This is a genomic window from Nocardia suismassiliense (assembly GCF_900269665.1).
Taxonomy (GTDB): domain Bacteria; phylum Actinomycetota; class Actinomycetes; order Mycobacteriales; family Mycobacteriaceae; genus Nocardia; species Nocardia suismassiliense.
Genome location: NZ_LT985362.1, coordinates 68097 through 85967 on the forward strand (window position 1 = coordinate 68097; position 17871 = coordinate 85967).

Below are 17871 nucleotides of genomic sequence, written 5' to 3' on the forward strand. Positions count from 1 at the left end.
GCTCAATCATTACCATAGACAGCCCGGTTGGCCTCCTCGGTCAAACGGGCGATCTTCTCATTCAGCTCGGCGAGTACGGGATCTTCGGCGGCCGCCGCGTTCAGTGCCTGCTCTCGGCGCGCCTTCTGTATGTTGTCGTGAACAATCTTCAGCTGATTACCATACGCGGTCAGAAAACGCTCTAGGAAGGCTTCGAATTCCGCGTCGGTGCCGTGAAGGGCCGCCGGCGCATCTGCTATCGCCCAGTCCAGCGTTTTAGCGGCTGGCATAATATCAACGTTGAAAGCCTGCATCCACCTTCGGAAGTGGCCGGTTATTACGCCATATCCCGACGGGCTCTCATCGTCGTCCTTGAGCTTGCTGGAAAACCGTTCATGTTCGGCGGGATCGGGATAGAAGTTGATCTGAGGCCTTTTTGGCTTCTTCTTCGCACCTGCCGCGTCGCTATCAGTTTGCTCGCTAGCCACGGGCGTCACCGTTGCATTCCATGAACCAAGAAAGCCGGCGCAGTGTGCGATGGCGTTCCTGGGCGTCGATCAAGCGAGCCGCATGGGTTACTAGCATCTAATAATCCTAGCAACCCATGCGGGCTGGCTCGCTCCAACCTCCTACGCGTCATAGCGTTGTCCGATCAGCAGCCCGACTGGAAGGGGTAGCACGGTACAGGCTGCTTCGGTGCGGGCGCGGGCGCGGGCGCGGGCGGCGGTGTTGCAACCTGGCTTTGACCCGGCGCGGGCCCATCTGACGGTGTCTCAGCGGGGCGAGTTGCCGTGACAACTGCCGCGACAACGACACCAGCGGCGATCGCCGCCGCCACCACGTAGCTGCGTGCGTTGCTGGTGTGGCGAACGACTGGTGCTGGGTCAAGGGCGGGATCAGCGGGGATGGTCGCCAGCGCACGGGAACCGGAGACTGCAGGCAGGTTGGAGCCACCGCTACCCGGGAAGGGGTCCAACGGCCCGGCGCCGCCAGTGGGCACGGCGTAAGCCCGCTCCAGCACGGACCCGGTGTCGATAGCCGACCGCGCCTGCGCGCCGAGTCGCGGAGCGAACGCCCGCGCGGCGGTGGACGCAGCCGGGCCCGCCGCCGACGGCACCTGAAACACATCGTCGGCAGCGACAGCAGCGTACTGGTACTGAGTCATCGGCCTGTAGTTTCTCTCGGACGTTGGAACACATTGCCTGCTTGCGGTGACTGGAGATATTCGATCTTGGAGAATTCTAGCACGCTTGAATTCTATAATTGGCCGCGTGATTTCTGATCTGGGCAGGCAGGCTGCGTATGTCCGTGACAGCAGCGCGGCGTCGAGTGCCCGCCGCCTCGCACAACGAACGCCGTCGATCCCCGGCTAGATCTCGGCGTCGCTTTGGTTCAGGGCTTCGACTGCGTCGGCCATCGCCTGTTTCTGGCGGTCGAGCCAATAGACATTCGGCTCATCGGGCCGACGCGGTTGGCGCGCGCAAAGTCCCAGGTTCTCGAGTGCTCGAAGCTGGTTGTAGAGATTCGGGCGGCCACGCCAGCCCGGGCCGTTGATCGCATCCTGTAGTTGCGCGGTCGAAAGCGGCCCATCGGCATTGGCCAGTTCGGCCGCTAGGCGCAGGCGGAGCGCGACGTTGCGGGAAAGAACCATGGGATTCCGTCAGGGGGTCGAGGTTTCATTCAGGGTCCGGGTTCAGCGCGCAGAGCATCGAGCAGCTCTCCTGCCAGTTGGGGGTCGGTGGGGCGGAGCTTGTAGGCGATGCGGCGTACGCGCGTGGCGATGTCGGCATCGCCATGCTTGCGCGCCAGGCGCGCCAGGTGCAGGAGGAAGTGACGAACCAGACGGTCTACGTCTCCTTCGTCTCCGGTCGCGCCAGATTCGCCAGTAGAATTCCGTACGGACTGTTCGACGGTCGATTCGGGATGTCTGGAGCTCCGTTCGGGAGTCATGGGTGGGTATCTCCCGTCATCGCTGGTCGCCGTGTCTGAGCGGCGAACCGGGCAATCGCGTCGTCGAGGAACTGATTTTGACTCGCGCTGAGCCGGCCATTGACAGGATCCCACTCACACCCTGCAGGGATGCCCAGCTCAGCAAGTTCGTCGGGGCCGCAGCACCTCTGGGCAATGGTGATCACTGCGCACACCTCGGGTACCGCATCGCGGCGAGCCTGGTGGTAGGCAGTGAACGCGTTCAGGACAGCGGCGTTATGGTCCTGTGTGGGTTTGTAGTGTGCGAGTCGTGCCAGCAGTTCGGCGTAGGCCAGACCGGCCACCCGCAGCGCGCTCATTGGTGCCGATGGCCACTTCGGATTCGGAAAGAGCTGGGGGACAGCGTATGTCATGGATCGTCCTGGATGCGGAGGATGGGGCTGTTGGGATGGGGTTGGTGTGATCAGGTCAGGCGATGCGCGGTCACACACCATGCCTTGACATCGGCGTGAGATTTCCGTTGCAGATTTCGTGTGCGGCGCACGTGGTTGACCGCAGCGAGGGCGGTGTCGACGTCGGGTACCGGGTAGGTGCGGTGCAGGCGGGTGGTGGGGTCGACCGATTCCCAGGCGAAGAGCACACGGTCGGGGGCGCCGTCGAACACGGTGTAGGCGGCGGTGACCGCGATGGCCAGGTGATGGTCGTAGCCGCGGTGATCCGGCCACGGTCCCGCTCCGCAGGAGCAGCTGCTTTGTCCGGTGGCGTCCTCGGTGCGGGTATGGCGGCCCACGAGCTCGCTCAACCCCGGGACAACAGGTGTTGCGATCGCTGCGTCGGGCGCGCTGGCGCGACTGGGTGAACCGTCGGCCTGTGTCGGCGTAGTGCGTGTCGCACTGGCCGATTCCGGGCGGGGGATGAACAGACCAAGCAACGCGGAGTCATCGGTGGGTGAGGGTGCGGACGGCATCGGGGTTCCTTTGCTGACGTGGTTGACGGGCACTGTCGGATCGGCGTGGGAGAGCGAGGGATTCTCGGCTGCGGGAGGCGATGACACGGTGGCGAGCAGCGGTCTGGGGTGGTTGGTGACCCACCGTTCGGTGCGGCGACAGGCTCGGTTGGTGCACACCGCTGCGGTGATGACTCCGTCGAGGCCGATTTCGTCGAACAGGGCTCCACACCGGCACCGCACTTCGGTCGCCAGGCGGATTTGCGTTCCGCCGGTCGTAGCGACGGAGCGCGACCCTGTGACCACGTGCATCGTGGTCACCTGCCCGCGTCGGGTTCGGCGTCGGCCGGAACCTGTGCGAGGAAGCTGCGGACGAGGGCGAGGACTCTCGGAGTGGGTTCGGGCAGCTCGTGCTCCCCGGCCATCATTGTGATGACCGCGTCTGTTGCCTTGGCGGCACAAGAGATGCCGTGGCCGTTCAGGACCACGAAGAGATCGACCGCGTGGTTGTGGGCTTGCACTTCACGCAAGTCCTCGCCGCCGTAGCCGAAAGATGCTGCGGCCCAAGCAGCGGAGGTGATGGCACTCAGCGCGTGGCTGGTCTTGGGCAGGCTGGAGTGGATGGCGCGGTAGAGGACCGCCGTGCCGGTGAGCCACCAGGCTGCGATGGTGGGGAGCGGATTGAGGGGTGACATGGAATGTCTCCGTTTCTGAATCAGCGGCTGGCGTGGCGGTGACGTGTTGCCCGGTGGGTCCGTAGGGCAGCGACCCACAGGCTGATGCGGTGGCGCTCGGTGGTCTTGCTTGCCTGATCCCATCGCGGCGCAACGGCGGCGTCGACGCGCCACTTCTCGAACAGCCACTGATCGCGGGGATGGATGTGGAGAGTGAACGACCGGCCCACCGCGTCGAGCTGATCGGATTCACCGAACAGGTTGGGCAGCCAAAGGTGGAGCACCGCGTGGTCGGGCCAGTTGGGGTCGTTGGCGCAGAGCAGGGGTGGCCTGGCGAGACCGAGACGTGCCAGTGCGTCGAGCAGCGCGGCGATCACCGCAGCGAGATAGGCGCGGTCACAGTAGAGTTCGCCGACCCGATCGGTGTCGAACCTGAAAGCCTTGAGCAGCGCGGACAGGAATCGGCGACGGCCGCGACCGGCGCGCGCGTGCAGATCGGCTTCCACTGTGCCCAGTGCCGCCAGCGTTCGATAGCACCGTGCCAGGGCCTCAGCCAGCCCTGCCACCACTGGCGTCCAGGCTGGTGCCGCCTCGAAATCCCTGGCGTGCAACCACGTTCGTACCGCTGTCGCGGTGCCGATCATCTGCGCGAGGGCGTCGTCGAGTTTGTCGAGGGCAGCATCGCTGACCATGACCTGCGCACCCGCCACGCCGAGTTGGTCGATCAGGAACTGCACTTGGTCGTCGAGGCTGCCGTTGTTGATGTTGCTGGCCTGCTGGCTGAACATGTCGTGGGTGGCGTCGTCGTCACCGGGGTGGCGCTCGTTGTTGTAGCGGGCCGCGTTTCCGGCGGCGGCCTCGTGGACGGCTTCGTCGAGATCCTCGATCTGGAGACCGCAGCGTTGGGCGGCTGCGGTCAAGCGGGCGCATTGTTCGGTGAGCTGCACGAGGTCGGTATTGGTCATGGTGTCCCCTGATCGATGAATTATGTTGCCCACCTTGGTATTCCAGGGGCTATAGATTCTGGTCGTGCGATGGCTATTGGTCGTCCGGTGGTGCGATCGCAGGTCGGATGAAGTAGCGCTGGCGCAGCATCGATGCTGCCGAGGTGGCCTGGGTGATGAGGTTTTCCAGTGCGCGGGCCGAGTTTCGCGCCTCGTCAATCGTGGCCGTCAGATCGGCCGACAGGCGCGCGGGCTCGTCGTCGCGGTAGGTCGTGGTGCTGGAGGGCTCGGCCGAACCAGGCGGAGCGGCGATCACCGCCTCGGCGGCGTAGACCCGCTGCGTAGAGCTGGTAGAGACCTTGATCGCCCCGTGGGTGTACGGATTCGCACCAGCAGCTAGGGCAAATGCTCGCGCGAGTTCCCGAGCTGTCCTGTCGGCACGCTCCTGATCAGGGTCGGCTCGAGACGTGGGCGCCGGGACCGAAAATTCGCGACGATGGATGTACACATCGCGGATGTCGATCTCGGTCATGGTGTGACTCCTTTGCATGTGCATGGCGTGTGGCCGGTCAGCCGAAAATGCTTGTGCGGTGGGGGTTTTGAATAGGCTGGCTGTGCGGCGACGCGGGAGGGTGGGCATCCCGCGCCGCCGCGTCCCCTGATGCCGCCTTCGGGCACCAGAGATTGGGTGGGTCAGCTGGATTCGCTGACGCGCAAATGCTTCCGGACCTCGATGCAGGTCGCATCCGAGGGCCGCCGCATATCGAGGTCCTCAGCCAGGGCGCGGATGATGTAGTTGTAGGTCCTGCTCGCCGTGCGCGTGGGGGCGAGATTCTTGAGTGCGAGTGCCAGCGTCATCGCCTTGATGTCGCGGCCGAATTTCTCGTAGTCGAAGCCGGTATCACTCTGCGGAGGCAGCGGATTGCGGACTGGATGACTCGAGATCACATTGCCATCGCTGTCGAGATCTTCGCGGATCGTCGCGAGGAACCGAGTGGCGCTGGTGCCGGTCGCACTCCGAGCGTCTTGGACGAGAGTCTCGACGGTCAGAGTCTGTGTGCGGTAGTTGCAGGTCCTGACCGCGACGGTCCTGTGCCCCTTGACGATCCCGCCGACGCGGGTGAGTGCTTCCCAATCCTTGCGGGGCTTGCGCATCAACCTGATGAAGCTGACGTAGGCGACGAGTCGGTCGCGGCGCGGACGCGGCTGGCGGACGGTTGCGGGCTTGGTCTTCACTGCGGTCGTGCTGCTCATTCATGCTCCGAGTGATGCGAGGGTCACCGACGCTTGAATTCTAGCATTCCATAATCATTGAATGCCAGCGCCTGATGTCGCGATGCCGTCACGAGGCGGAGCGGAGGCCCGCAGTCCACCGGACCCAACGCACCACCGCGCACCTGTTGCCGTGGTGTGCGGCTCGATAGGCAGGTGCTGACCTGCGATGCGGCAGCAGGCACGTTTACGTCGGGCTTGTGTTCAGCCGGAAGAGTCAGGAAGTGGCAGTCACGGCGATCACGCGCCTGCCCAGCCAGGAGGTGGACAACGCGATTTGCAGGCAGGCGGCGACGCCAAGTCGGCAAGGGCGGTAGCGCAACCCCCCGCCTGCCGATGGCGGGAGCGAGTGACGATCTGCTTCAGGCGTGGAAAGCGGCTGGCCAATCGGACCTGAGTTAGCAGCCGATCTGAAATGGGTAGCAGTACTTTCGAGCTGGCGGCGGACTGATCGGGATGGCCGCCTCCGCCGGGGTTGGATCGGGCGAAGGCACGACCGGATGCGCGTCCGGTGATGGGATGGTAGGTGTCGGGGTCGTCGACAGGGTGGTCTCGTCGACGACCGCGGGCGGTGATGTCGTTTCGTTGTGCCACCGAATAAACAGCATAGAAGTGGCTGCGAGGATCACGATTAAGCCGATCGCGCCGAGGCGCTGTGCTCCGTGCCGACGCGGGGGGCGGCGATAGATGACCGCCAACGACGGCGTGGGCGCGTGCTCGATGCGGACCGGCGCGACGGTGGTGTCGACGACACGCGGCGGAATGCTGAACCAGAACGGATTGTGCGCGCGCTCCGGCGAAGCCATCATGCCCAGCTTCGTGGATCCACCTTCCTGTTGCGGATCCACGACGCCTGCGAGGGGAATGTCGGGGAATCCTTCGGCGACAAGGTCTGCGAGGCTGATCCCACCGGCGAAGTTCAGCGCGGTCAACAAAGTGTGCGCCTGCTGGGCTGACCAAGTCGTGGAGCGTTGTGCCTTGCGGTGCAACCAGTTCCGCAGGTGGCTTTCGTGGGCCGCGAGCACCTCGATGCCCCGGGGGAGCGCAGCAGTTCTGACTTCTATGGTGCATCCCTTCTGCCCGAACAGCAGTACAAGCCCAACCACGAAGGTATCGATGCCGCGGCTGGCTGCGAGATTCTTGAGGTTGTACGTCCCGTCGGAGACTTGATCGATCGGGTTCAAATCGCCTTTACGTGTGTGCACAGGGGAGCCGGTGACGCCGGGCATACTCCAGGGGCCGTTGGCCCGGCACGAGACACGGCCGCTGACCAGTTCGAGAATCCGTTTGACTTCGATGACGATGCAGCCTTGCGGAGTTAAAAGCACGATGTCGCCGTCGGTCGCGTCGCTGGGATCGTTGCGGTCATCGACGTAGCACCCCGAGATGGCGACGCCACCGATATCGCGCCAGCTCTTGAGCCAGGCGACAGTAGTCCGCTCGGTGTACGTCATCCTTCTGCGTTCACCGTTGATGACGAGCATCCTGATTCCTTTGTACGTGTGGTGTCGAGCGAAATGGGCTTGGTGCGGCACTGGCGGGTTAATCAGCAAACCGCGACTTCGTGCGCTGCAAGCTCGGCTTCCCACGCGCGGTGCGAAACCTCTTCAACGCTAGCATTCTGGAATTACATTATCGCCGGATCGCCGTCCGCATCGGGATGGGCGGCGGGCTATGGCAGCCCACAACGGGCGCGTTTCATGGACCCGGACAGCGTGTGTGAGATGGCGTTGACCGCACGGGGCTGCAGCAGAATGCTGTCGGGGTGACTCATCCGATGTGGGTGGGTGGGAGCTCACGCGTGAATTCGAACTCGCGACGAATCCACTCCAGAGTCGGTCGACCGCCGTGTTCTGCCGATCGCGACGTGAACCCTCAACGCCACCGTCGGGCGAATCATGAACTCGCGAAATTGATTAGGACCGGAGCCCACACCCGTGACCACCAGCAACCTCTTCCCGACCACCCTGGACCGATTGATCCGTCCGGCCCCGATCCGCAGTGTCCAGATCGGCGAAATCACCGTCACCTATCTGCCTGACGGGCTCACGCCGCTCGAACCGCGGTTGTGGTTTCCAGGTTCGGGTGGGATCTGGGACAACCATCCCGAATATCTTGATGCCGCCGGTGATCTCATCGCCAGCGTCGGCGGGCTGTTGGTCGAACATGGTGATAGGTCAATGCTTATCGACTGCGGCTTCGGGCCCATGGAGGTCGACACGCCCTACGGGCATTTGCGCGGTGGCGCGATGCTCAACAGCTTGGCTGCGCTGGGATGCACGCCCGCCCGCATCGAAGCTGTTGCCTTGACCCATCTGCACGCCGATCACCTCGGCTGGACCTGGATGCCCGATCCCGAGACCGACACTCTGCCGTTCGCCGAGGCGACGATCTACCTCGGCGAAGCAGAATGGCGGCACCGTGCCCAGGTCGCCGAGCAGGGCACCGTGGCGCAGATGATCGAGGTTTTCGCCAAGCAGGTCCGCACGGTCCGAGACGGGCAGGAGATCTTCCCTGGGGTTCACGTACTGTCTATGGCCGGTCACACCGTCGGCCACACCGCCTACGTCATCGAATCCGCCGGCCAGACGCTCATCGCCTTCGGTGATGCCCTTACTTCTTCGATACAGATCGCTCACCCGCATTTGGTGTCGGAGCCCGACCATGATCCGGCCCTGGCCACCGAGGCTCGCCGCCGCCTGGTCCGCGAGCTCGCCAAGCCGAACACTCTCGGATTCGGCTGCCACTTCGCTGATGTGCAGTTCGGGCGAGTGATTTCGGTCGAGGACACCGTGCGGTGGCGGCCGCACCCCAATGACGACAACTCCTACATCTGAAATGTCGCTAGCCGCAGGAGCTCTGAACGTCTCCCGATGCGCAGCTCGTGGGTGGCGGGCGGTCGCGTTCGTGGTGGGTGGCGGCGAACTCGGCGCTCGTATCCAGGGCCGCGGTGTCGCAGGCCGCACTGTCGATACTGGCGGACATGGCCTTCATTGTGCGGGAGCCGCGGGCAAGAGCCCAGCCGGCGCTACGCGAATCAGTAGCCTCGCAACAAGATCCGTTCGACCGAGTCGCGAACGGGCTTTCTATCAGGAGGAGAACACCATGGGCGAATCCGTCCCGATCGATGAGGTCGCCGCGTTCGAGGAAGCCTTGAAATGGATCACCGCGCTCGTACGGAGCGCCACCCTCGAGGCCGAGACCGACCCGACCAAGGCCGCGCTGCGCGATCAATATCAGGACCGGCTCACGCTAGTACGTGCTCGCGATCCAGAAGCGATCCGCACCGTGCTCGACAACGATGCCCCGGCCTACAGAGCAATCCACCGCAACCACTGAGCATGAGCAGCCCGGCGCCGGATTCATCGCTATTGCCCGAGGAGACCGCGCGACGGATCTTCGAGGAGCAGATCGTTCGCTTTCTGCTCTCCGACGCATTCCCAGCACCGGCACCGCGGGCCGTCGTGCTGGTCGGCCAGCCAGGTGCGGGCACGACGATGCTGGCCCACACCCTTGCCGATGAGTTCACCGACAGCCGACCCGTCATCATCGCCATGGACGATCTTCGATCGTTCTACCCCGAGCACGCAGATCTGCAGCGCGCCTTGGGATCAGCCGAAGCCGACCGCCGCGCCCAGCAGGACGCACACCGCTGGCTTCTTCAAACCCTGGACTATCTGCGCGAGCAGCGCAGCGCCCACGTCATCGTCGAAGACGATCTCGAGGATGTCCGCACCGCAGCCGCAGTCACCAACCAGCTCACCCGCCCTACACCGCATCCATCCGGCAACTACGACATCGAGGTCGCCTTCGTCGCCACCCCCACGGCACGCAGTCGCCTGATGCTGCTCGAACGCACACAACTGTCGCTCGAGCGGATCGGGCGCGACAACTACCTCGGCGACCAAGCCCATGATCGAAGAAACGCGAACCTTGCCTCGGTGGCGGCGTGGGCCGACACCGCTAGTGCGATTACCCGTACCTCGGTCTACCGCGGCGCCGACGGTCAGCTGATATACCGTCGCGCACGCGACCAGACCGCTGATTCACTCGGGCACCTTTCGCCGACACCGCATCCGACCCTCGACCTCTCGACGGCTTCGGTCCCAGCGGTAATCGAAGCGGTCCGCAACCAGGGATGGACGGCGCAGGAATCCAAGGACTGGCTGCGGTTGCACGGAAGCCTCAAAATCCGCATGAATCGGGAGTGGAGTCCCTCGCTGACCCAGGCTCGGCGCGACGCCGAACTGCTCCTCAATCCCGGTGCGTACGCACGTTCTTCGCTCGAAGCGGTGACGCTGGGCCGATATCAACTCGTCACAGCCTGGCACATGGACGCGATCGCCGAGATGTTGTTGACCCACGACCACGTGACCATCGGCGTCATCGACTTCGACGATGTACCCGAGACCACCTTCCCGGCGCCGGCCGGACTCGAGAGGTTCTACCTCGAACGGCAACTGACATCAGCCCGTGAGCTGAACCCCTTGACCGCGAGCGAGCGCGTCGCGATGTGGAACGCCGCGCTCGTGGACGCTGGACTCGACACCCAGGTGGCTGTCGAAACAATCCGAAGGCCCGAACTCGACCCCGCAGGATTCAGCACTCGATTCCCCAAGGACCGATTTCAACTGGTCCTGCCCGACTCGCGAAGTGATGGCGAGATCGACTCCCGAGCACATCACGCCTATCAGCAGATTTTGGACCGTGTAGTCACAACGGTAGATCCACCGATGGAATACCACGGCGCTGACCTGCGTGAAATGTATCTGATAGGAAACCCCGCGTGGATGAACCTCGTCCGTGGGACCGCGGCACTGCTGGCGATCGACGGACACCGGCGCCTGTTCGAACAGGCGCCCCCCGAGGCGATCCAGTTCCACGCGACGCCTGCCGATTCCGAGGCCGCCGAGCGGATTGCCGCGGTCATCGACCGCGCGTTCGCCGAACACGCGATCAACGACGACGGGCTCTCGGCCGCCGCCCTGCCACACAAGCTCCACAACCGGCGCATCACCGACACCTTCAACGTCGGCGCCTCCACCACAGAACCACGTGACTCGAATCCCGATGCGAACCCGGACCTCGACCCGCCATCTGAGGCCGCTCCGGACGTGTGAAACACGCTGCGTCAGGTTCGATCGACTCCGAGACGTACTCGGGATTCTCGAAGTCGTCCAGTAACTGCTACTCCTATGGCAGTGAGTTCGAGCAGCAGAACTTGGACTAGCCCAGAACGGTGCCTCTGAGTAGGACCACCGGCCTGCACTCCCGCGCCGGGGTTTCGGGCGGCGGGCTAAGGCGGCTCCGTGTCGAGGTGTTGACGGTCTCCGGTAAGGAACTCCCGTTCCTGCCAGAACTCCGGGTCGACCGCCGTCGGAGGGGCTAGCTCGGCGTACGACCTTCTCCACGAGGCAGCGGCGGCGTAATCGGCGACGCTGCTGCTCCACGCCCACATACTGCTCGCTGCCTTAATGCTGAAGTGTGTCAGAGGAACTCAGCGACCAGGATGCTGTGGCCGCCGAATCGTGCCGGGTCGACGATCGCTATGGCGATCCTGCCGTTGGGCGCGCCGGCGGCGTCGTTGAAGATTGTGTTCATATCGGCGAGGACCTGACCGTTGGCTGCGCGGGGGAGGCCGGAGTTCTCATCGACGTGGACCGTGATCAGCGGGGCGAGTAGTCCGATGCCGAGCAGCCCTGGAAGGGGCGAGCCCGCTACCGCCTGCGTCTCGGGATGGTTGAGCCCGACACCGGCGATGATGCCGTCTTGAGGTGAACCGATGGGCACGACCGCCGCTGCGGTACCTGCGGTGGTGACGGTGATCGCGGCGCCGATGGCAGCGGCTCCAGCAGCGATGAGTGTAGGGCGAATTCGCATGGGCTGTAATGCCTTTCCCGTGGTTGGTAGCGACATCCGCGCGACAGCGTGCTGGATGCGCGGTCACGGTATCGACCGAGCAGCCGGGTGCGGTGCAGTATCCACACTCGCGGTGTGGATAGCCAGTGGTCGTGAAGTCGGTTCAGTCGCAACCAGCCGCAAGGCCGGCGTCGGCGGTGACAGTGGAGTCAGTGGCAGCGGTTGGCGCCGGGTCGGCATCCAGGGCGGCGGCTCGAACACCAACGGGGCGTCGGGTGCTGGCGGCTGCCGCCAGCCCGTCGTCCAACTGCGTCGGGTCGAGGGTGGACATACCGGCCTGCGTGCGCTGGCGTGAGGTATCGCTCTGACGGCCGCGTGTTGATTCGTCTGCCCGAGAGAGGCTTTCGAGCGAGTGGCGTTCTTGCCGGTACGTCTGGGCTGCGACATCGATCAGTTCCCGGACGCCGCTGTCATCGAGGGTGGGAACGGCTCCGGTTCTGCGATCGTGCTTCATGTGCAGCACCACCGGTCCGCGCCAGGACTCCCGTGCGTCGAGAGCACGTCGAGTTCCGACGACCCGGTCGAGGACGTGGTCGGCCATCTCATTTGCTGCCCGCTTGTGGGTGCCTGGGGCGAGCAAGTCCACACCGACGCACCACATATCAGGTGGGCCCTCCACGCCAGTGCGCCGAAGCGGGGTCGGATGCGCTGTGAAGTCGTTGTCGAGTGATCCGGTGAGGTGGCGTAGTACCGCCGAAGCGATCTTCTCGTCGTGATGGCGATGGCCATAGACGACGCGTCCGTCAGGATGCAGGACAGCGAAATCGGCGCTGGAGTTGGACATTTCGTGTGCCGCCTCGGGTGCAAATCGGTGATGAAGCGCCGAGGTTATGGCTGCACGAGGCCGGTCGGGGCTATGTTCCACCCCGTGTGGGGGCACACCAGTTGTCGGTCGGGACGGCCCGGCACCGCGGAGATACGCGCAAGCTGATCGCCCGACGAACTGGTTCGAGGCGCTGAGCTTGCCTGCGTCTCTGGACCCAGTTCTGCGGGATCGGTCGCCGGACGCGTCGCGAGGACGCGGGTCATACGCCGATGTCTGGGCTGGTCGGACCGTGTTCTGTTGTGCCGCAGCAATTCGGCCCTTCCGGCAGCGAATCTGAATCGTTTGTCGAAGAGGTGGAGTGGAGCGGTCACATGGCGTATCGTCAATCCCATAATCACTCCCATAAACAAAACGCAACGGTCGGCAGACCCATCGCCATGAGCTCGGAAGGACAACGCTTGTCCGACAACGACATCGACATCGACGCGCATACATTGCGAGCATTTGGCGCGCACGAACAGACACCGCAACCGGCCGAGAGCAAACGGAGGAGGCTGGTGGATTCGGCCCTGGCCACCTATGGCCCGCACCTCACCCCGATCACCAACGAAGGCCACCGCTATCTAATTGCGCGCACCGAGACCGGGGAAGGCGTATATCTCATCGCCAACCGTCGTGGCGTGGTCAGCGACTTCACCGAGCAGGTGTACGAAGCGTGCGTCGCCGAGGCCGCCCACGCAGGTCTGGCAATGGTGTTTCATGTGCACTCCCGGTACAACCTGTACGCCACCGGTGGGGTCCACTGGACCCAAACACCGAGCAGCGACGACGATTTCACGATCGAAGAGTTGCGGGATCTGGCGCGGGTGGCCGGGTACTGGTCGGCCGAACGCAGCTTTCGCGAAGACTTGTCCGCGGAGGAACAGCAACTCGCCAAGCGCGCCTTCGAGCTCTATGGCGAGGCAATCTGGTGAGGCAACGACACCGGCACCCCGACCTCCGAGGTTCGATGCCACGCTTCTCACACCCAGCGACTGGCCGGGCCCTTGCACAAGGCTGCAATGGGGCGTATTTGGCTTCTGTTGGCGCTGAAGCGGGTACGGACTCACGTTGCAGCTCGCATGCCGACTCGCCGACTCCGTCAGCGCCGCGCCCGCCCGAACCCGTGCCGACGAATCGACCATTGCCCACACGACGCCACCATCCGAGGCTCTGCCGCCAATAGCTGTCGGCAAATATGAACCGAACCGCCAAACTTCGGAAGGTCCACTGTCATGACCGACAACCCGAGTTCCGCCCAAAGCGACTCAAGCTCAGCGATTTTCGCTACCGAGGCAGTTCCGGCTGGCATCGAACGGCTGAACGACCGCCTGTACCGCGGCGGCGGATTTCTGATCGAAAGCAGCCCCGACGGTCTGCGGCTTTCCTCGACCGCCAACGCGACGATCCGCAACGATGATCGACGAGTTCTCGCCGTGGCAACCCAACTTGGTGCAGATCACGTCACCGTCCTCACACGTACCGCCGGTCCCCGGTTCGACACCGTGGATCTCCAGGCACGACTGAAGGCTGGCGGGGGCGCCATGTCCGGCGGGTTGGACACTGAGCTGCAGCGGGCGATCCTGCACAGGCTCGCGCAGACGCAAGTCCCCTTGGACCAACAACTCACCGATGCGGGATTCGAGCCACTGGATGGCGGGCTATTCCGGCTGTGCCACACAGACATCGAGCTGTCCGCCACCGTGACACCGGGAAACCAAATCGTCTTCCATCGACCGGTTACCGGCACTCGGGAAGCCGAACTCATCGCACGTTCGCAGATCCTGGGCGTCAGCACCCACAACGTAAGCGAATCCGCGCTGCGCCTGAGTAATGGATGGCTCGAATACGCAGTGTCTAGCCATTCGGCGATACAGGTAGTAGATGCCCGAGTCACTCGCCCGGTGACCGCCGCCGATGTGGGAGTCGCGCCAACCCCCAGCTCCATCGAAGCGACAGGGTTCATCGTCGCCGGCGACAACGCCACCGCGACCATCGAAGCGCTGACCAGTATCAACGGCCACTCCATCAGCGACCTCGAGCGTTGGATGCGGCCTTTCGACAGTGATCTTCCCGGCAGCCAGGGCCGGGTGTGGTACGGCGGCTCTGCTGCCGGATTCCTCGGCCCGCACGACCGACTGCTCGCGACCATGGCACGCGACAATGACGTTGTTCGCAGCCTTGGACTCAGCCACCGCGAGCTCGGCATCACGGTGCGGATCAACAACGCCTTGGCCAACTTCTTCGCGGTGCGCGCTCATACGGGCGAGGACAACAACAGCTACGTCATCCGCACCGACGCCAGCCTGGGTCCGCAAGCATCACCGTTCCAGGACGGGACCGCGGGAACCAGCGACCATACAATCACCAACACCGCGACCGGGGAATCGGTCCGCGTCGCTGACCTCAGCGGGCATTTGATCGAACGCTATGGCTTCTACCAAGGCACCGGTACACGCTACCGATCCGCGCCCGAACAGATCATCGCCACGTTCGGGCATCTGCTCGAGCGTGCCGGCGGAGCGGAACTCCTCCGACGCACCGTCGCCGAGGTAGACGCCCACCATCACTGGCGAAACCCAGAGATGGACCAGCGCAGCGTCGACACGCACGCCCTTCCGCCAAATCTGGCGGCAGCCGCTCGTGGCCACCGTGGCCACTCCGGACACCGCGTCACCGAGATCGTCCCGGTTGCCGGTTCAGCGGCGGATACAGCCACGGGTACCGAGGCGGGACTGTGAACGTGGCGGCACGCAGCGCAGCGCCATACCGGCCGGTGTTGGCGGTCGAATGCACGAAGATCGCTACTCTCACAGGCCGGAGGGCAGCCATGGGATTGATGTCGGTAGCGCGGCCCCTGGAGCAGGTGCGAGCCCGGCAAAAGTCCGTCACACGCCGCCTCGGTTGGCGACATGTGCGCGTCGGTGAACAGATCATGCTGTGCGAGAAGGCGGTGGGACTGCAGCGCGGCGAGGATGCCGAACGCATCGTCGCCGTCGAAGTCGTCTCGCTGCGACAAGAACCGGTCTCGGCAATCACCGCCGATGACGTAATCGCCGAACGCTTCCCGTGCCTGAACCGACAGGAATTCGTCGCGTTCTTCTGCGCCACCCATCGCGGCGTGTTGCCTGACACCGAAGTCACCCGCATCCACTGGCGATACCTCGACGATCAACCACCATCGCACGCCAAACGTATTGAGTAACAACATAACTCGTGGCATCGCCGCCCTGCGACAAGTCGAGGCAACGGCCCTGTGCTGCACGCGGCCCGGCCGCTCGAGCGGCGGTGGACACCGCCCGCTCCAGGTGCCGACGGTGGCTTGGGCAAGGATCGTGACCACGCGTCGTTGAAGATGAGAAGGAGTTCGCACCGGTCATGACCCGCTACGGATATGTCTGTGCCTGGGCACGTGAGCACAGTGTCGAGACACAGACCGCGGCGATCGTCGCGGCGGGCGTCTCGACCGAGCACCTCGTCATCGAGGAGGCCAACGGGAAGCTGGCCGGCCGTCCGCTCCGAGACACCCTGCTCGATGGTCTGCTCCCGGGAGACGATCTCGTCGTGGCAAGGCTGGCTCACCTCGATAGCCGCGATTCCCACTCACTGCTGAGCGTGCTGACGCAGGTGGGTTCCCATGGCGCCCACCTGGTTGTGATCGAGCAAACCATCGATACCCGCCAACCCGGAGGGCATGCGGTTTTCGATCTCGTGAGGGAACTCATCGCCACCGAGTCGGAGGTGCGCGCTACTGCAGTCAAACCCCGAGGCCGCAGCGCAGGCCCCGGGCGGCCTCGCTCTATCAACGCCGACGTGCTGGCGCAGGCACAGCAACGCTACGCCGCAGGCGGGCAAACCGTAGACGAGATCGCTGCTGACCTGCAGGTGCCCAGGACGACGCTGTATCGGCATCTGAAGGCCCCGGCAGGGGACTGCGCGTTGGTGGTTTATCAAGTGCCACGTTCAAGGCGCAGCGGCCATCCCGACGACGATGTCCGCGGCTGGAACATCGACCCCGCCCGCCGCCCATACGTGCGCGCGATCGTCTATGTGATCGACGGTGTAGTCGCCCGAGTGCGCACAGTCGATCCTGATATCGCCTGGAACCCCGACACCGAGGACGGCCGCGCCGATCTCGGTGCCGCGCTGTCCGCGCCACTGACAGCCGAGCAAGTCGCCGAGAAGCTGCCCACCCTTCCCGCGGACCTCGCTCCAGGGCAACCACGAACCTCTGCTCGCAAGAACCGCGAATACATTCCGTTGTGAGTCACCTCCTATTGGACTGACGACAACTCCCACGAATGCCGGGGACGATCCGGGGAAAATGTGCACGCCTGGCGATCGCCGCAGTGCTGATCCTCCACAGGTTCGTTCGCGCGCGTGTCAGCCGCTTCGGTCGCGATCCACACCGCGAGTGGCAGATTCATGCGCTAGCTGCCGGGCGGGTCATAGCTTGACCGGACGAGCGATCCGCTTTCACCGGCGGTTGGCGAGAAGCCGTGCACGGCAGAATGACTGAACGTGAAGCACATGGGTGCGGCGATCCTGGCCGCAGTGGGGGCCTCAGCCAGGCTCGGAGGTGTTCGTCGGCGGCGCGGTGGGCGCTACCCATCCGTACCATTGGCCTGTGGCAGAGGACCTCATCGCTCAGTTGGCGATCGACAGTTGGCAATCGCATGGGCTGACGTGTGTCATTTGCCCAACGTGGACGACACTGGCCGCCTACGTGCGCATTCCCGAAGGTCATGTGGATGAGGTCGACCTCAAGCTGGTCGATGTCACGTACGGCCCAGATGCACGGGGCTGGGTCGGTTTCGATACCAGACACGTCGGCTCTTACTGGGCGCCAGACGACCTCATGCCCTACATCGACGCCGGCTTGTGGAGCTATCTCGCTGAAGAGGCTCGAATCGCGCAAACGTTCCCCGGCGGCGGCCATCGATGGACGCTCACCGAACTCCGCGAAGCAACCGACCGTCTCGCGCTGGCGCTGAGCGGCCAACTTCGCTAGGCCACGATGTGAAGCGTTGCCGACATCCCTCGGAGGTGGACTCATCCACAAACCGAACGAACGTGAGTGAATTGCCCTCGTTTGCTGGCGACAGTGCTGCGACTCGCGCTTCCACCGCAGGTCATTCCGTTTGAACCAGCCCGCAGCGCACATCGTCCACGGCGTTTGATGCGACCGCGTCTGTACTGGATGCCACGCAGAGCACCGATGTCGGCCTTGCGGTGTAGGTGGCCAGCAACGTTGTGCCGCGATTCCACACTGCGAGTGGGACAACCATGTGATCGCGGCGCGGCGGGTCGTAGCTTGACCGGCGGAACATCCACTTCACCGGCTGCCGAGGGGGCCCCATGATCAGCGTCGAAGTAGCGATCGCGCTGATTTCGGCGTGTCAG

The 17871-nt window shown here is 64.3% G+C and carries 21 protein-coding genes; 8 read left to right on the top strand and 13 right to left on the bottom strand.

Going from position 1 to position 17871, the window contains the following annotated elements; genetic code table 11:
• Positions 1–2 precede the first annotated feature (2 nt).
• From DBO33_RS43355 to DBO33_RS41275, 10 genes are all read right to left on the bottom strand, one after another.
• A complete protein-coding gene (locus tag DBO33_RS43355) occupies positions 3–467 on the bottom strand; it encodes a hypothetical protein (protein WP_159080773.1) in 465 nt (154 codons plus the stop codon).
• A 164-nt stretch (positions 468–631) separates the two neighbouring features.
• Positions 632–1144 (bottom strand): hypothetical protein, encoded by a 513-nt coding sequence (locus DBO33_RS43360; RefSeq protein WP_159080774.1) that lies wholly within the window; start codon positions 1142–1144, stop codon positions 632–634.
• Between the two features lie 204 nt (positions 1145–1348).
• Positions 1349–1630, bottom strand: coding sequence for a hypothetical protein (locus DBO33_RS41240; protein WP_107661078.1), 282 nt, complete (start codon positions 1628–1630; stop codon positions 1349–1351).
• 295 nt (positions 1631–1925) lie between these two features.
• Positions 1926–2321, bottom strand: a complete 396-nt coding sequence (locus tag DBO33_RS41245; protein WP_159080775.1) for a hypothetical protein — start codon at positions 2319–2321, stop codon at positions 1926–1928.
• A 50-nt stretch (positions 2322–2371) separates the two neighbouring features.
• Positions 2372–2710: a hypothetical protein gene (locus tag DBO33_RS43365; protein ID WP_159080776.1), complete on the bottom strand. Its 339-nt coding sequence runs from the start codon at positions 2708–2710 to the stop codon at positions 2372–2374.
• 461 nt (positions 2711–3171) lie between these two features.
• Positions 3172–3549 (bottom strand): hypothetical protein, encoded by a 378-nt coding sequence (locus DBO33_RS41255; protein WP_107661081.1) that lies wholly within the window; start codon positions 3547–3549, stop codon positions 3172–3174.
• A 20-nt stretch (positions 3550–3569) separates the two neighbouring features.
• Positions 3570–4493: a hypothetical protein gene (locus DBO33_RS41260; RefSeq protein ID WP_107661082.1), complete on the bottom strand. Its 924-nt coding sequence runs from the start codon at positions 4491–4493 to the stop codon at positions 3570–3572.
• Positions 4494–4566: 73 nt separating this feature from the next.
• Positions 4567–5004, bottom strand: coding sequence for a hypothetical protein (locus DBO33_RS41265; protein ID WP_107661083.1), 438 nt, complete (start codon positions 5002–5004; stop codon positions 4567–4569).
• A 161-nt stretch (positions 5005–5165) separates the two neighbouring features.
• Complete coding sequence (locus DBO33_RS41270; protein WP_107661084.1) at positions 5166–5726, bottom strand: hypothetical protein; 561 nt, start codon at positions 5724–5726, stop codon at positions 5166–5168.
• 416 nt (positions 5727–6142) lie between these two features.
• Positions 6143–7228, bottom strand: a complete 1086-nt coding sequence (locus DBO33_RS41275) for a nuclease-related domain-containing protein (protein ID WP_107661085.1) — start codon at positions 7226–7228, stop codon at positions 6143–6145.
• 453 nt (positions 7229–7681) lie between these two features.
• Here DBO33_RS41275 and DBO33_RS41280 point away from each other — a divergent pair, with 453 nt between their 5' ends.
• On the top strand, positions 7682–8581 hold the full coding sequence (locus DBO33_RS41280; RefSeq protein WP_107661086.1) for an MBL fold metallo-hydrolase: 900 nt from the start codon (positions 7682–7684) through the stop codon (positions 8579–8581).
• Between the two features lie 7 nt (positions 8582–8588).
• Here DBO33_RS41280 and DBO33_RS43370 read toward each other — a convergent pair whose 3' ends face one another.
• The gene (locus DBO33_RS43370) at positions 8589–8729 is read right to left on the bottom strand and encodes a hypothetical protein (RefSeq protein ID WP_159080777.1); all 141 of its coding nucleotides are present in this window, start codon (positions 8727–8729) and stop codon (positions 8589–8591) included.
• A gap of 120 nt (positions 8730–8849) precedes the next feature.
• On the opposite strand from DBO33_RS43370, the gene DBO33_RS43375 reads away from it, so the two are divergent.
• Together DBO33_RS43375 and DBO33_RS41285 are read left to right on the top strand one after the other, a co-directional pair.
• Positions 8850–9083, top strand: a complete 234-nt coding sequence (locus tag DBO33_RS43375) for a hypothetical protein (RefSeq protein WP_159080778.1) — start codon at positions 8850–8852, stop codon at positions 9081–9083.
• A 2-nt stretch (positions 9084–9085) separates the two neighbouring features.
• Positions 9086–10864, top strand: a complete 1779-nt coding sequence (locus tag DBO33_RS41285; RefSeq protein ID WP_159080779.1) for a zeta toxin family protein — start codon at positions 9086–9088, stop codon at positions 10862–10864.
• A gap of 367 nt (positions 10865–11231) precedes the next feature.
• Here DBO33_RS41285 and DBO33_RS41290 read toward each other — a convergent pair whose 3' ends face one another.
• Both DBO33_RS41290 and DBO33_RS41295 read right to left on the bottom strand, forming a co-directional pair.
• Positions 11232–11624, bottom strand: coding sequence for a hypothetical protein (locus DBO33_RS41290; protein ID WP_107661088.1), 393 nt, complete (start codon positions 11622–11624; stop codon positions 11232–11234).
• Positions 11625–11766: 142 nt separating this feature from the next.
• Positions 11767–12528 (bottom strand): hypothetical protein, encoded by a 762-nt coding sequence (locus DBO33_RS41295; RefSeq protein WP_159080780.1) that lies wholly within the window; start codon positions 12526–12528, stop codon positions 11767–11769.
• Between the two features lie 200 nt (positions 12529–12728).
• Between DBO33_RS41295 and DBO33_RS41300 the strand changes: the two genes are divergently transcribed.
• From DBO33_RS41300 to DBO33_RS41320, 5 genes are all read left to right on the top strand, one after another.
• The gene (locus DBO33_RS41300; protein ID WP_159080781.1) at positions 12729–13403 is read left to right on the top strand and encodes a hypothetical protein; all 675 of its coding nucleotides are present in this window, start codon (positions 12729–12731) and stop codon (positions 13401–13403) included.
• A gap of 300 nt (positions 13404–13703) precedes the next feature.
• Positions 13704–15209: a hypothetical protein gene (locus DBO33_RS41305; RefSeq protein ID WP_107661091.1), complete on the top strand. Its 1506-nt coding sequence runs from the start codon at positions 13704–13706 to the stop codon at positions 15207–15209.
• Positions 15206–15673 carry an ASCH domain-containing protein gene (locus DBO33_RS41310; protein ID WP_159080782.1) on the top strand — a complete coding sequence of 156 codons (468 nt, stop codon included), beginning with the start codon at positions 15206–15208 and terminating at the stop codon, positions 15671–15673. The genes DBO33_RS41305 and DBO33_RS41310 overlap by 4 nt, the downstream gene beginning before the upstream one ends.
• Before the next feature lie 173 nt (positions 15674–15846).
• Positions 15847–16734 (top strand): recombinase family protein, encoded by an 888-nt coding sequence (locus DBO33_RS41315; protein ID WP_107661093.1) that lies wholly within the window; start codon positions 15847–15849, stop codon positions 16732–16734.
• Positions 16735–17095: 361 nt separating this feature from the next.
• Positions 17096–17479, top strand: a complete 384-nt coding sequence (locus tag DBO33_RS41320; RefSeq protein ID WP_159080783.1) for a hypothetical protein — start codon at positions 17096–17098, stop codon at positions 17477–17479.
• Positions 17480–17871: the final 392 nt, after the last annotated feature.